The organism is uncultured Aliiroseovarius sp. (assembly GCF_947497285.1).
Lineage (GTDB): Bacteria > Pseudomonadota > Alphaproteobacteria > Rhodobacterales > Rhodobacteraceae > Aliiroseovarius.
In genome coordinates this window covers 126,656-140,311 of sequence record NZ_CANMFT010000001.1, presented here as the reverse complement: position 1 = coordinate 140,311, position 13,656 = coordinate 126,656, and the positions used below count along the sequence as shown (strand labels likewise).

The window sequence follows — 13,656 nt, the reverse complement described above, 5'->3', positions numbered from 1 at the left end:
AGCGCGGCAAGTGTCTGAGGGTCAGCCCTCGATACGTTTGCCATCTTCGGTGGCTTCGAAAGTGTGGCAAATCTCTTTCGGAACCGAGATCGAGACCATGTCCCCAATCTCTGCCCGGAAGGTCTTGTCGGATTTCACCGACACCAGCGCGCCGTTGATGCGCACGGAAATCATCGTCGCGTCGCCCAGCAGCTCAAGCGTATAGATCGGCGCGTTGATCTGCCCCTGCCCGGTCTCGGCCAAGGCGGCATCTTCGGCGCGAAAGCCAAGCGTGACGGGGCCGTCGGGAGCGTTCAGGCCGGGGATTTCGGTGTGTTGTGCCCGGAACGTGCCGCCCTTTACCTCTCCATCCATCAGGTTCATGGCAGGTGAGCCGATAAAGCTGGCGACAAACGTGTTGGCCGGGGTGTCATAGATCTCGGTCGGGCTGCCCACCTGCTGCACCACACCTTTTTTCATCACGACGACCCGATCCGCCAAGGTCATCGCCTCGATCTGGTCATGGGTCACGTAAATGGTGGTGGCAGCCAGATCGTGGCTCAGGTTCTTGATCTGCGCGCGGGTCGAGACCCGCAGCTTGGCATCCAGATTGGACAGGGGTTCGTCCATCAAGAACACTTTGGGCTTGCGGACGATAGCCCGCGCCAGCGCCACGCGTTGCCGTTGCCCCCCCGACAGGGCGGCCGGTTTTCGGTCCAGAAAGTCCAGAAGCTCGACCCGTTCGGCAGCCTGCATCACGCGCTCATGGTGGGTGGACGGGTCATTGCCGCGCACTTTCAGCGGAAAGCGGATGTTCTCATAGACATTCATGTTCGGATAAAGTGCGTAGCTTTGGAACACCATCGCCACGTCGCGGTCCTTGGGTTCTTTGTCGTTCACCCGCTCTCCGTCAACGATAATGTCGCCTTCGCTGGCATCCTCCAACCCGGCGATCATCCGCATCGTGGTGGTCTTGCCGCACCCGGACGGGCCCAGCAGGACCAGAAATTCCTTGTCTGCGATGGTCAGGTCAAAATTATCGACACCGACAAAGGCGCCCCAGCGTTTGCTGATGTTGCGCAGTTCGATTTCTGCCATAAGGCCAACCTCCCACCGGGTTTTGCATACGAATGCAAAAAGGTTAGACTTTGCTGCGACAATTTGGCAAGCTAAATTTGCATTCGTATGCAATGCCGGGCGCAACCCGCTGTAAAGAGAGAGAAATGCAAGACCTTCAAGCCGCCAAGGACATCGTCCGTCGCCATCACGCCGATCTGATCGCACCGGGAATCACCGCCGAAGACGCGCTCGCCGCGCATACTGGTCCCGACTACCTCTGGCGTGGGTTCCACCCGTTCGGCGCGCTTCGATCGGCGCAGCAGGTCGCCCGTCAGTTCTGGACGCCGCTGAAGAGCAGCCTGACCGCGATGCAACGGCGCGAAGATGTCTTTTTCGCCGGGCGCAACCAGATGGATGGGTTCAACGGCATATGGGTGGTTTCGATGGGGCATCTGATGGGGTTGTTTGACGAACCGTTCCTGAACATTCCCGCAACCCACAAGATTGCCATGCTGCGCTATTGCGAATTCAACCGGGTCGCGGATGGCAAGATCGTTGAAACGGCGATGTATTTCGACCTGCCCCACCTGATGGTGCAAGCCGGTCTTGACCCCTTCCCCGACCAGACCGCCGCGCAACTGGTGCAACCGGGTCCGCAAACCCATGATGGACTACTTCTCGCGCCGCAGCCCGCCGACGAGGGCGCGGCGACGCTTGCCGTTATCAACCGCATGATCGGCGATCTGGGGCAATGGAACAGCGGGTTGAGCCTGGAAGACGAGCTGCGTCAGACCTGGGCCGAGGACATGCTGTGGTGGGGACCCACCGGCATCGGCGCGACCTATACGATCCCGCGCTATGCGCGGCAGCATTCAGGGCCGTTCCGCGCGGCCTTCTCGGATCGTTCAAAAACCACCCACATCGCTCGGTTGGCCGAAGGTCATTATGGCGGCTTCTTCGGCTGGCCCAATTTCACTGCCCGTCTGACCGGCGATTTCATGGGCCATGCCCCCACCGGCGAAACCGGCGAGTTCCGCGTGATCGACATTTACCGTCGCGACGGCGACAAGCTGGCCGAAAACTGGATCTTCATCGACCTTCTGCATTTCTGGAAAGGCCAAGGTGATGACGTGCTGCAACGACTGGCTGACGGAGAGCTGTGATGATCGACGCCCACCATCATCTTTGGGACCTGTCTGCGGTACATTACCCGTGGTTGATGGCCAAAGGAACGCCACGTTTTTTCGGCGATCCCGCCCCCATCCAGCGCAACTATCTGTTGGAGGAGTTTCGCCACGATGCCGCCGCGCAAGGGGTCACTGGGTCCGTCCATATTCAGGTGGGTGCCGAAGATGGCTGGGCCGAGGCGCAATGGGTGCAGTCCGTGGCAGATGCCAATCCAGACTGGCCGATGGCGCAGGTCGTCTTTTGCGATCTGACCGCGCCTGACCTTGGGCATCAGCTTGACCGGTTCCAAACCCTCTCAACCCTGCGCGGCGCCCGCCAGATCGTCGGTCGCGCGCCGGGCGAAGACGCCATGACCGGCACCAACACACTGCTGGACGACCCCCGGTTCGCAGACGGCCTGCGCGAATTGGGACGGCGTGGGCTGAGCTTCGATCTGCAATTGATCCCGGAACTGATGGAAAACACCGCCCGCGTGCTGGAAACCGCCCCCGACACGCAGATTGCCCTGTGTCATGCAGGCAGCCCGCATGATCGCTCAGTGATAGGGCTCGCCGACTGGGCACAGGCATTGCGCCACCTGTCCGCCCTGCCCCATATCACCTGCAAACTGTCCGGGCTTGGAATGTTCAAACATGACTGGAGACCCGCGGATTTCCGGCCCATCATCGAGGTTTGCCTTGACCAATTCGGCCCGGATCGCTGCATGTTCGGCTCTAACTTCCCGGTCGACAGCCTGTATTCCGATTACGAAACCCTGTTGCGCGCGCATGCGTTTCTGGTGCCCAAAGCGCATCACGAACAGGTCTTTGAAACCGTCGCGCGTCGGTTCTATCGGCTGGACGGCTGAAGGCTTGGGAAATGCCCTCAGAGTTTGCGATGCAGCGCGAGCAACAAGGTTTTTGGCTGATTGATTTCCATAAATCGGCCAATAATTCAGTACGCAGCATTTCGAATTTTCAACACCTGCAGTGCGGACACACCTTCTGTTCGATCTGGGCTGCAGAACGCAAACCGTAGACATTGTTTACGCGCGGCTCACCGACCACGTTATGCGCGCGCTCAACCCCCCTAGTGATGAGCGTTGGAGCGACAGAACGCAGCCGTGCGCTTGGGCCATATCGTTAACAATGGTCAAACCCAGACCCGCCCCCGGTTGCTTTGCGTCCAATCTACCGCCACGTTTCAGAACGGAAGATATCTCAGCGTCCGGAATGCCGGAGCCGTCGTCATCGACGGACAGGAACGCGTGCGAGCCATCCTGCCCAGCCCGCACGCAGATACGACTTTCCGACCATTTCATCGCGTTATCAAGCAAGTTGCCCAGAAGCTCGGTCAAATCAAACTCATCAAAGGGTGCATACAAGGTCTCAGGCACTTCGATATCCCATTGAATGTGCTCGGCCCCGGGTTGGCGGCTCAGGGCGCGATGCAGACGGGTGGCAATCGGGTGAATAGCACAGCGCCGCCGTCTCTGATGGCTGTCGCGGCTCTGCGCCAGCTCACGCTCGACCGTGTGTTGAATGCTGGTGATTTCCGACATCAATTCGTCGGCAAGCGCGTCGTTCCCGCCACGGCGCAACTTGCGTTCGACTCCGTGCATGATCGTCAGCGGCGTTTTCAAACCATGCGCCAGATTCCCGGCGCGCGATCGGGCGCGTTCAAGCGCCTCTGCATTTGCATCCAGAAGTTGGTTCACTTCTTCAACAAGCGGCAGAACCTCGGACGGATAATCCGATGACAACCGCACCTTGGGCGATTTGCTGACACCGCCAATTTCTGAACGAATTTTTTTCAGTGGGTTCAGCCCAAGTTTGACCTGAACCCAACCCGCCGCGAACAGAAACAGGCCCAATATGGCCAGCCAAATAACAGAGTTGGTAAAAAATCCTGAAACCGACAGATCCAGGTCTTCGCGGTCAATGGCAATCGCCAGAAAGACCTCTCGCTGGGTGGTGCCCTCTCCGATCGTGACCACCCAACTCGCGACGGCGACCGCATCGCCAGTCCCGGTGTTGACGTTGGCATACGAGATGACCCCCGGCGCATCCGGGCGATCCAACGCCAAAGGCGCCGCCCAGAACGAAGGCGACAGAACGGGGTCTTTGTCATCAACTTGGATTTGCCAGTAATAACCAGACAAGGCCTGATTGAACCGGGGGTCCGATATGGGCGTCACTTCAACTTCACCGTCGGCGCTTACGCCAATGTTGCCGGTCAAAAGCAGGAGGTAAGTCTCCAGCTCATCGCGCGCCCGGTCTTCAAAATACAGCCGGAACAAGAAGTTGAACACGATAACCGTCGCGACCAGCGCCAGTGTGGTCGTGATGGCAGCCGCCAGCAACAGACGCAGGCTTAGCGACATCCTCATTGCGGATCTTCAGCTATCATATAGCCAAACCCGCGTCGCGTTTCGATCACATCCCCACCGATCTTGCGGCGCAAGCGCCCGACCAGAACTTCAATTGCATTGCTGTCGGGCTCCTGATCCCGGAAGTAGATATTCTCAGCAAGCTCCTCTTGCGCAACCACCTGACCACGATTGTGCATGAGGTAATTGAGAAGCCGGTATTCCAAAGGTGTGACTTTCAATGGGCGCCCGTCGATGGACACGCGCATCTGCCTGAGGTCAATGCGCAGCGGCCCGGCTTCCAATGTCGTTGTTTTTTGTCCACTTGAACGCCGCAGCAGCGCGCGAAGGCGCGCGATGAGTTCTTCCATCTGAAAGGGCTTTCCCAGATAGTCGTCCGCGCCTGCGTCAATGCCTTCGACCCGTTCGTTCCAGTTTGCCCGCGCGGTCAGCAAAATAACCGGCATATCCTGGCCCTCATCGCGCCAGCTGCGCAACACCGAAAGCCCATCCCGTTTGGGCAGACCAATATCAAGGATCGCCGCAGCATAGCTTTCGGTGCTGCCGAGAAACCAGCCTTCTTCCCCGTCCCGGGCGATCTCGGGGACAAGGCCTTCGCCTTTCAGAACATCGGCAATCAGTTCCGCAATCTTTTGTTCATCTTCGACGATCAGAATACGCATTCAGCACTTCCGCATGCTTGTGACTCGGCCGGATTTGGCGTCAACGGTCACCGAAATCACGGCGCCAGACGACTCAACAATCAACACGTTGAAGGTCGGTCTGGTCCCGTTCTCGGAAAACCCTACATGTAAAACTTTCCCAGGGTGTTTGGCGCGAACGTTGCTTAGCACTTCGCGCAACGGTCGCGCGTCACCACGCGAAATGGCGCGTTGTGCACGTTGGTAATCCCGGCGCGATATCTGGGCGTCCCCTGAAATCGCAGATCGTTTGCATTTGCCGGGTCCGCTAGGGCCACTCGGCTGCGACCCACCGCTGCCATTTGGACCAGTTGGACCGCTTGGACGGCTTGGACCTGAAGGGGCGCTCGCTCTGCTCACTGGGCTAGGGCGGGAAGCCGGTGACGCCGGACTTGGGGGTGTTGCCCTACTGGCAGGCGACGGTGGCGATGAACTTGAAGCCGCTCTGGCCATGCTTAATCCAGCTAAGCTAGGGGCGATATAGGCGCCGGCTGCACCCAAACCCAGACGCTTCATGGCCTCGCGGCGTGATATGCGATTTTTGCGTTTCATTGCGCCGCATCCTTTGAAGCCACTGGCAGGATCAGACGCGCCTCGGCCAGACCACGCATCAACTGCTCGCAATCGGTGGTGATCTGATCTGCGGGGACATCGGGAAAGGCTGCTGCCAGAAGGGACACGACTTCGTCCAGATCGGTCGGCTCTTCCAGCAACCGCCAGATCGCAGTCGAGACCGGGTTCAATCGAAATATGGCCAAACCTGTGCCATCTGCAAGAAAACTGTCGTTGCCCGCCTGCGTCTCGGTCACGTTCGTTGCCTGAACATACTGCCGAACCGCCGCGAATTCGGGGGTGGATTGGCCAATCTGGTTTAACGGCGCTTGGCGATCATCCTGTGCAAGTTCTGCAAACCGGGTCGCCGGGAGCGATTTCAAATCGGAGTGACCCGAGAGGTATTCTGCTGCAGCCTCACCACTGTGATAGCTCAACCGATAGATCGGAAGGTGTCGCGTGATCACGTCGATCGATTTCAGGATCGCGCCAGCATGCCGTGTGCGGGCAAAGTTCTGAGAGATCAGGCTTTCCAGCGCATCCTCACGCGCCATGGGGGCGAGGACTGGTTCGACCGGATCATCCTGCCGATCAAGCACCACCATTGCGCCAAGCGGCAATGTTTCTCCATGTGGCGCTATCTGAGCGTCCAAAAGATACTTGTATTGTCGATTTGACGGGCCACGATCCTGACCCACCCACGCGTGAAAAGCATCGCTGAAGTCTTTCGGAACGGGAAGGCGAATACGTGGCGGTGCCCCATTCGCAATACCAAGACAAGTCTGATTGCTTGCATCAATTCGCACGGGCAAGAAGTCGTCCGTGTAAAGCTGCCGACCAAGCCGCGCCAGCGCAATGGCAAGCGTGCTCTTGCCCGCGCGCCGCGCATTAGGGAAGACAACCAACCGTCCATCGAAATTGACAGCTGCGGCGTGTAGGCAAAGCAATTCAGGCTCGGACCGCAGACGTTCCCAAGCCGTTTCCGCCACGAGATCACAGACGGTATTGACTGAGTCCCAAATCCGAACGTCGGATGGCGCGTCTTCGGCCACCAACGACCACCGACCGTCATCCGCTGGTCTGATTGTCACAAATGGTGGGTTTTGGGGCTGTGTCGCGGAAACCTGATGAGGCCACGCGGACAATACCTCCGACACCATCGTCTCTAAGGGCGCCGCGTTTTCAAGCGCGACGGAGTGATTCAAACCTTCAAAATTCAGATATCGCGTTGTTGCCACGTTTCAATCCTGAGCTGGTTCCGCTCATCCTACTCAATTTCCATCGTGCCCTAAAGCTGTCCGGTCTGCCAGCAAATGAATTGCAAGCAGACCGGGTGTCTGAAATGAGATATTTCCGACTTAGCTGCGGCTACAAACCGAAACTCCATCATCGCGCTTAACGACTGTGCCGCCAGAGTCCCTGCACTCGCTTGGCGTCATCGACTTGCTGGGTCTGCTTGGTCCGCTGGGAGATGTCGGAGACGACGTTGAGCTTGGTGAAGAGGAGCTTGATGAACTCGAAGGTCGGCTGGTGGCCGAGGCACGGCTTACTTTCGAGGCCGGGCTTGATTTCGAGGCCGGGCTTGATTTCGAGGCCGGGCTCGCCGCCGAAGCTGGGCTGGCGGATGAAGACGAACTGGCAGCATGTGCCGCAGAAAGTGTGGTCAATGTGGGCGCCACATAGGCGGCCACAGCCAGGCCACCGATGGCAGTGAATGCCTTGCGGCGGGAAAGTACTTTGTCATTTTGCTTGGTCATTTGTTCTATCCTTCAGTCTCGGTTCTGGCACATTTGGGTTCGCACCTCGAAACCAGACTAGCGAATGCACGCCTTCAACTGGCTGAACTGGATTGTCAGTGTTTTGTCATGTTCAAAACAAGAAGGCTGGCATGCATCTGCTGCTCATTTCGGGGTCCAAACCGACGCTTTCGATGCCTCTTCGAATATGCTTCCGTATTGGTCAGACCACGTTTGGGCGGTTCGGCTATTGCTGGGTTATACAACGATGGACAGCACTGTTCGGTCACTTGGTGTCGCGTTAGTGGTCGCCTTAGCGATCGCGGAGGCCATTGAGCTTTTACGCCAGAGGGTCGTCTTCATGGGCGGTCCATCTATTTGAACCGGCTGCTGTGCGTCGCGGTTTCTAACCACGGCCGAAATCTATACTTCTTTCTGATATTTGCATCTGAACCAGGGCGTCTATTGATAATCGGTTGGAAGATACCTTGAAGGCGCAGCAAGCGCCAAATCACTTGATTTGGTACGAAATTGGGTTTCTTCCCGGCAATAGTCCCAAATTTTGCAGGCCAAAAACGATCCAGATAGGACGGCACGTTTGTGGAAGTCTGCTGAGGTGGTAGTCTTGAGCTAGCCAGTCTCGGTCTGATTTTCCTGTTTTTTAGAACAGGGAAATTTCACCTCATGTTCAGGAAAAACGCGACCCCGAGCAGCGAAGGATCGTGACGGGTTTTATGGGTCAGGTGAAACTGACAACGCCAAGTCTGGCAATACCGAGGGGTCAACAGCCGCCACGGCAACCGCATGCAAGAATTGGCGCTTCACCCGACCGTCAAGCCGGTGCAGATGATTGCCGATGCTATCCGGGATGTGTCAGGCCGGGGCGATGTCGTCCTCGACGTCTTTGGCGGACCTGGCTCAACGCTGGTCGCAGCGGAAAAACCCGGCCGGAGAGCTTATCTTTGCGTAATTGATTGCATCTATTGTGATCACATTCTGGCGCGGTCGGAGGCCTATGCAAATGACGACGCCGAACAGGTGCTCTGCGGGTGACCACAAGCAGAGCAGGTTCAGGCGGCTGCACAACGACAAAAGACAAAACTCCTCTTCCCTGCGTCAAGAGAACTACGGATTATGAGGTCGGCAATGGCAAGCCACCGGCAGATGAGTGGGTTCAGACAGCAATATTGACTTCAAAACAGGCGAAGCACGGATACAAGGGCCAATGATGAGGAGGATGTGGTCGAGCTTGAAAAATGGCAAACGCAAGGGGCCAAGTGGGCGCAGGAGCTTGTCGAAATCGACAGGGATTTGGAAACTGAAGAAGTTGAAAGTACGCGCGCAATCCTTCTCGACGATAATACGCACGCCCAAAAAATGCTGTGCTCGCTTGATCCGTTGCTAGAGGCAATCGGGTACTGGCAGGGGCGCCGACGATTAACCCGTTGCGGTGGCCGCATACCTGCCAGCGGGTTGGAAGATTCATTCCCTGCGGAATGCGTAGATGACAGGTGTGCGAACAATTTTGGGCTTTCGCGGCGACGTACCAAAGGCGGCTGTGTTCTGCATGGCTGCTCTTAACGATAGCTGCGGCGAAGGGCTGAAACGAGCCCAAAGATGAAGCCTCAGGTTCTCGCTGCGTGCGATCACAGCACGAAGAATGCTGCACTTTACCAAACAGGTCTTTTGCGGTGGGGCGGAAATTGCGGACACTCGTGAAGTTTCAGCAAATCTGAGTCCACGAATGAGCAGTCGTATTTTCGCGGATGGTTCGCCTGCTTTGAGCGCTTAGAAAGCTTGTTTCGCTCGTTTTTTCCGCTTCATCAAAGTTCATCACGCCAAGGTGGATTTGCACCAGCTCGGCCGACATTGATTGCAGCGACTTGCGCCCCGAAACCAATTGCTTTTGCGACGTCATTTTCTGACACCGTCTGAATTGCGGTTTTGGTAAGCAGACCTGCTTCAGACAGGCTTGCAAGGACACCAGCATTGAACGTGTCACCGGCTCCGACCGTGTCGACAACATCAACCTTCTGACTGGCAACAAAGATAGATCGTCCATCTGGCAACCATGCTTGCGCCCCAGAACTGCCCCGCGTCAAGATCACGATGGAGGGCCCAAATTCCTGTAGTTGCGCGACTTTCGATTCGAGCGAGTCGGCATTTTGAAAGATCCAGTTCAAGTCTTCATCCGAGACTTTTACAATATCTGCCAAGCTGAACAGCCGCTCAAGGCGGCCCCGAAATACCCGTTCATTCTTGATGAAACTGGGCCGGATGTTGGGGTCGATCATCACAACACAATTACGCTCAAGCGCTACGGCGAGTTGCGCGTAGGTTTCGGCACCCGGATCACAGGCCAGGCTGATCCCGCCGAAATACAGGGCGGAAACATCTCTGATTTTTTCAGGCAGATCATGTGGTGCAATCATCCGACCGGCAGAGTTTTCGTCGAAAAATGAATACGACGCGTGGCCATCGGACAGCTTTACAAACGCAAGGGTAGATGGACGATCCGACCGAATGACATATCGGGTGTCGACATTGCTGGCCCTCAGATCGGACATAAGTTGATGGCCAAACATATCTGTTGATATTCCGCTCAAGAGACCTGTTCGACACCCAAGTCGGCCCAAACCAATGGCCGTATTGAATATCGCACCACCTGATCGTGGCACGTAGCCATCGAAACCCTGAACCGTTTGCTCGGGGATCATGTCGATAAGAGCTTCACCACAACAAAGGATCATAGGATTTCCTCAATGAACATGGGGCGAATTCCAGTAGCACGTTCTGCATTGTGAATATGGGTCATGACTTAGGTTTCGAGATAGGTTGCGATCGCCGCTTCCAACCCCTCGTCCCAAATCAAGCAGAGCCACCGGCCGAAACCATCCGCAAAACGAGGCTCCTCAGCGAGCTCCCCGTAGAATTGGCTCATCTCAAGCCATGCTCTTGGATTTGCGCGAGCTTCCAAAGCCTTCACATTCAAGTCGTCCCAGTTTGGATCATTGGGCTCAATTCTGCTGCCATCTCCACGCGTGCCTTCGCACATACGTGCCCAGGCCGCTTCAACCAGGGTAAGCCCTTCGATCGGAGTGCCTTTCGCCAGACCTTCACGGATAGACGGGATAACAAAGCCCGGATGACGGGAGGACCCGTCGAAGGCCACCCGACGGGTTGTGTCGATGATCTTGGGGTTCGAGAACCGCTTTTGGACCAACCCGACATATTCTTTTGTGGCCATGCCCGAGACTGGATTGACCAGCGGAGCGATTTCTTCATGCGCGACTTTGGCAAAGAACCGGCTGATCAGATCGTGTCTCATGCAATCTGCAATCGTCTTGACCGAGAGCACTTCGCCCGGAACTGCGATCACCTGATGCCCACCGTTCAAAATTCTGATTTTCATCGTTTCGTAACTGTGGACATCGTCCGTAAAGGTCGCGCCGACATTTTCCCAGTTCGGGCGTCCAGCGCAAAAGTCATCCTCCATCACCCATTGCCGGAAGCTTTCATGGGTCACAGGCGCCATATCATCAATGCCTAGTTTATGCGCCAATGCCAGCTCGTTGGGACCGGTTGCCGGTACAATGCTGTCGACCATGGAATTTGGAAATGTGCAGTTTGCGTCTATCCAATTTGCCAGATTTGGGTCGGACAGGCGCGCCAACGACACAACGGTTTGGCGCAGCACATCCCCGTTGCCCTGCAGGTTGTCACAGCAAAGGCACGTAAAGGGGCCGACACCGCTTTCGCGGCGCAAACGAAGTGCTGCGACAATTGCTCCGAACGCGGTTCTTGGAGCATCAGGGTTGTGAAAGTCGTGGATAATGTCTGGGTGCGTCGGATCAAACCCTTTGGTGGCTGGGTCGATGAAGTATCCACCTTCGGTCACAGTCATCGCTACGATGCGGATGTCTGGCAGAGCCATTCGTTCGATCAATGCGCCATTGCCCTCCTCAATGGGAAGGTAATCAATCATTGAGCCGATAACTTCAGCAGTCGCGGACAATGGATCCAGTTCAATCAGCGTTGTCAGACAGTCCTGCACCAGCAGCTTTTCCCGCATGTTGGCGTCATATTGACGAACACCCGCGCCAATGATCGCCCAATCAAACGCTTCGCCTTGTTGCATCAGGCGGTGCAGATACCATGCTTGGTGGGCACGATGGAAATTTCCAACGCCTATGTGAACAATCCCGGGTGTCAGCCGCTCACGGTCATAGAGCGGGCGCAGGACGGCCTCGGGGAGTCGGTTAAGTGTAGCGTTGTTTAGGTTCATAAGATCGGTTTCCTGCGCGAGATCTTCCATCAGCTCATCCAGTTTCCGCCATCGACATTATAGGTCTGTGCAACGATGTAATCGGCGTCTTGTGAGGCGAGAAATATCGCCATCCCAGTTATGTCTTCGGCCTGTGCAATGCGCCCGAAGGGGACGGCTTCGCCAACTTCTTTTTTCTTTTGTCCCAGTGCCTTGCCCTCATACTTGGCAAATAGGGCATCAACGCCGTCCCAGTGTTCGCCGTCCACAACCCCCGGGGCGATCGCATTCACGTTGATCCCATGCGCGATGAGGTTCAGTCCGGCGGACTGGGTCAAACTGATGACAGCAGCCTTTGAGGCGCAATAGGTGGCAACAAGGGGTTCGCCCCGCCGCCCTGCCTGACTGGCCATGTTGATGATTTTGCCCTTAATACCTTGCTTGATCATTTGACGTGCAACGGCCTGTAGTGTGAACAGGGTTCCGGCAACATTGACGTCAAAAACCCGCGCATATTCTTCGCGCGTGATATCAACGATCGGCGCAGCAGTGAACAATGCAGCGTTGTTGATCAGAATGTCTATCTGACCGAACACCGACACCGTTTTGAGAATGGCGGCGTCGATGCTGTCTTGTCGGGTGACATCCATTTCAACGGCAAATGCAGTGTCACCGATCTCGGCTGCAGCGTCACGCGCCCGTTCAAGGTCGATGTCCGCAATGGCAACCCGCGCGCCCTCGGCCACATAGGCCTTGGCAAAGGCCAACCCGATCCCCCGGGCGGCCCCTGTTATCAGTGCAGATTTGCCTGCCAGACGGCTCATTCGACCCGCAGCCCTTGTGCGTCGAATTTGTGAATCTGGTCCGCTTGCGGGGTCAGGTATATATCGTCCCCGTGCTTCACCGAGATATCCCCGTTGATACGAACCGTGATCATATCCGCAAGCCCGGTGTCATGAACGTGGATAAACGTGTCTGACCCAAGGTGTTCCGCAACACCCACGGTTCCTTTCCAGGCGCCTTCAGTCATGCTGACGTCAGTATGCTCTGGACGGATACCGATGGTGTGCGCCCCCAGTTTTTCAGCTTCCGGACCGGAAAAGATGTTCATCTTTGGCGAGCCGATGAAGCCTGCCACGAACACATTTTGAGGTTTGTGATACAGATCCAACGGCGAGCCGACCTGCTCGATCACACCGGCCTGAAGAACGACGATCTTGTTGGCCATTGTCATCGCTTCAACCTGATCATGCGTCACGTAGATCATGGTGGTCTGCATGCGTTCATGCATCTCGCTGATTTCAAGGCGCATACCGACCCGCAATGCAGCGTCAAGGTTCGACAGAGGTTCGTCGAACAGAAATGCCGAAGGGTCACGTACGATAGCGCGTCCAATCGCGACCCGCTGACGCTGACCACCGGAAAGCTGCCCCGGTTTGCGGTCCAGATAGTCGTTCAGGTTCAAAGACGACGCAGCGGCTTCGACACGCTTGTCAATCTCGTCCGGCGCCATTTTTTCCATCCGGAGTGGGAATCCGATGTTCTTGCGCACCGTCATATGCGGATAAAGTGCATAGGACTGGAACACCATGGCCAAACCACGTTTCGAAGGCGGGACCTCGGTCACGACCTCACCGTCGATCTCGATGTTACCGGATGTTAGATCCTCAAGACCCGCAATCATGCGCAGAAGCGTGGATTTCCCGCAGCCGGACGGACCGACAAATACGGCAAATTCTCCGTCTTCAATGGTCAGGTCCAGCGGAGGAATGACTTCGACGTCACCGAACTTCTTGGATACTTGATCGAGTACAATACGTCCCATGATCT

At 56.5% G+C, this 13,656-nt stretch carries 11 protein-coding genes and 1 pseudogene; 4 read left to right on the top strand and 8 right to left on the bottom strand.

The genetic code is table 11. The annotated features are described in order from the left end of the window. Window positions 1–21: 21 nt before the first annotated feature. Window positions 22–1,077, bottom strand: a complete 1,056-nt coding sequence (locus Q0864_RS00715) for an ABC transporter ATP-binding protein (RefSeq protein WP_298565143.1) — start codon at window positions 1,075–1,077, stop codon at window positions 22–24. 125 nt (window positions 1,078–1,202) lie between these two features. Between Q0864_RS00715 and Q0864_RS00710 the strand changes: the two genes are divergently transcribed. Beyond that, a complete protein-coding gene (locus Q0864_RS00710) occupies window positions 1,203–2,201 on the top strand; it encodes an ester cyclase (RefSeq protein ID WP_298565140.1) in 999 nt (332 codons plus the stop codon). Next, the gene (locus Q0864_RS00705; protein WP_298565137.1) at window positions 2,201–3,073 is read left to right on the top strand and encodes an amidohydrolase family protein; all 873 of its coding nucleotides are present in this window, start codon (window positions 2,201–2,203) and stop codon (window positions 3,071–3,073) included. Before Q0864_RS00710 ends, Q0864_RS00705 begins: the two co-directional genes overlap by 1 nt. A 177-nt stretch (window positions 3,074–3,250) precedes the next feature. On the opposite strand, the gene Q0864_RS00700 is transcribed toward Q0864_RS00705, so the two are convergent. From Q0864_RS00700 to Q0864_RS00690, 3 genes are all read right to left on the bottom strand, one after another. Further along, window positions 3,251–4,594 (bottom strand): HAMP domain-containing sensor histidine kinase, encoded by a 1,344-nt coding sequence (locus tag Q0864_RS00700; protein ID WP_298565134.1) that lies wholly within the window; start codon window positions 4,592–4,594, stop codon window positions 3,251–3,253. Continuing rightward, window positions 4,591–5,256: a response regulator transcription factor gene (locus Q0864_RS00695; RefSeq protein WP_248368286.1), complete on the bottom strand. Its 666-nt coding sequence runs from the start codon at window positions 5,254–5,256 to the stop codon at window positions 4,591–4,593. Before Q0864_RS00695 ends, Q0864_RS00700 begins: the two co-directional genes overlap by 4 nt. Window positions 5,257–5,822: 566 nt before the next feature. Further along, window positions 5,823–6,917 carry a PqqD family protein gene (locus tag Q0864_RS00690; protein WP_298565126.1) on the bottom strand — a complete coding sequence of 365 codons (1,095 nt, stop codon included), beginning with the start codon at window positions 6,915–6,917 and terminating at the stop codon, window positions 5,823–5,825. 313 nt (window positions 6,918–7,230) lie between these two features. Between Q0864_RS00690 and Q0864_RS00685 the strand changes: the two genes are divergently transcribed. Then, complete coding sequence (locus Q0864_RS00685; protein ID WP_298565124.1) at window positions 7,231–7,509, top strand: hypothetical protein; 279 nt, start codon at window positions 7,231–7,233, stop codon at window positions 7,507–7,509. An 824-nt stretch (window positions 7,510–8,333) separates the two neighbouring features. Beyond that, window positions 8,334–8,615 (top strand): annotated as a pseudogene (locus tag Q0864_RS00680) (DNA methyltransferase); the annotation flags it as partial. Between the two features lie 770 nt (window positions 8,616–9,385). Here the strand turns inward: Q0864_RS00680 and Q0864_RS00675 are convergent. The 4 genes from Q0864_RS00675 to Q0864_RS00660 all read right to left on the bottom strand — a co-directional run bounded on the left by Q0864_RS00675 (window position 9,386) and on the right by Q0864_RS00660 (window position 13,651). Next, on the bottom strand, window positions 9,386–10,312 hold the full coding sequence (locus tag Q0864_RS00675) for a carbohydrate kinase (RefSeq protein ID WP_298565122.1): 927 nt from the start codon (window positions 10,310–10,312) through the stop codon (window positions 9,386–9,388). A gap of 68 nt (window positions 10,313–10,380) precedes the next feature. Next, the gene (locus Q0864_RS00670; protein ID WP_298565119.1) at window positions 10,381–11,877 is read right to left on the bottom strand and encodes a mannitol dehydrogenase family protein; all 1,497 of its coding nucleotides are present in this window, start codon (window positions 11,875–11,877) and stop codon (window positions 10,381–10,383) included. Further along, on the bottom strand, window positions 11,877–12,650 hold the full coding sequence (locus Q0864_RS00665; protein WP_298565117.1) for an L-iditol 2-dehydrogenase: 774 nt from the start codon (window positions 12,648–12,650) through the stop codon (window positions 11,877–11,879). Before Q0864_RS00665 ends, Q0864_RS00670 begins: the two co-directional genes overlap by 1 nt. After that, entirely contained in the window at window positions 12,647–13,651 is a 1,005-nt protein-coding gene (locus Q0864_RS00660) for an ABC transporter ATP-binding protein (RefSeq protein WP_298565115.1), read from the bottom strand. Before Q0864_RS00660 ends, Q0864_RS00665 begins: the two co-directional genes overlap by 4 nt. Window positions 13,652–13,656 lie beyond the last annotated feature (5 nt).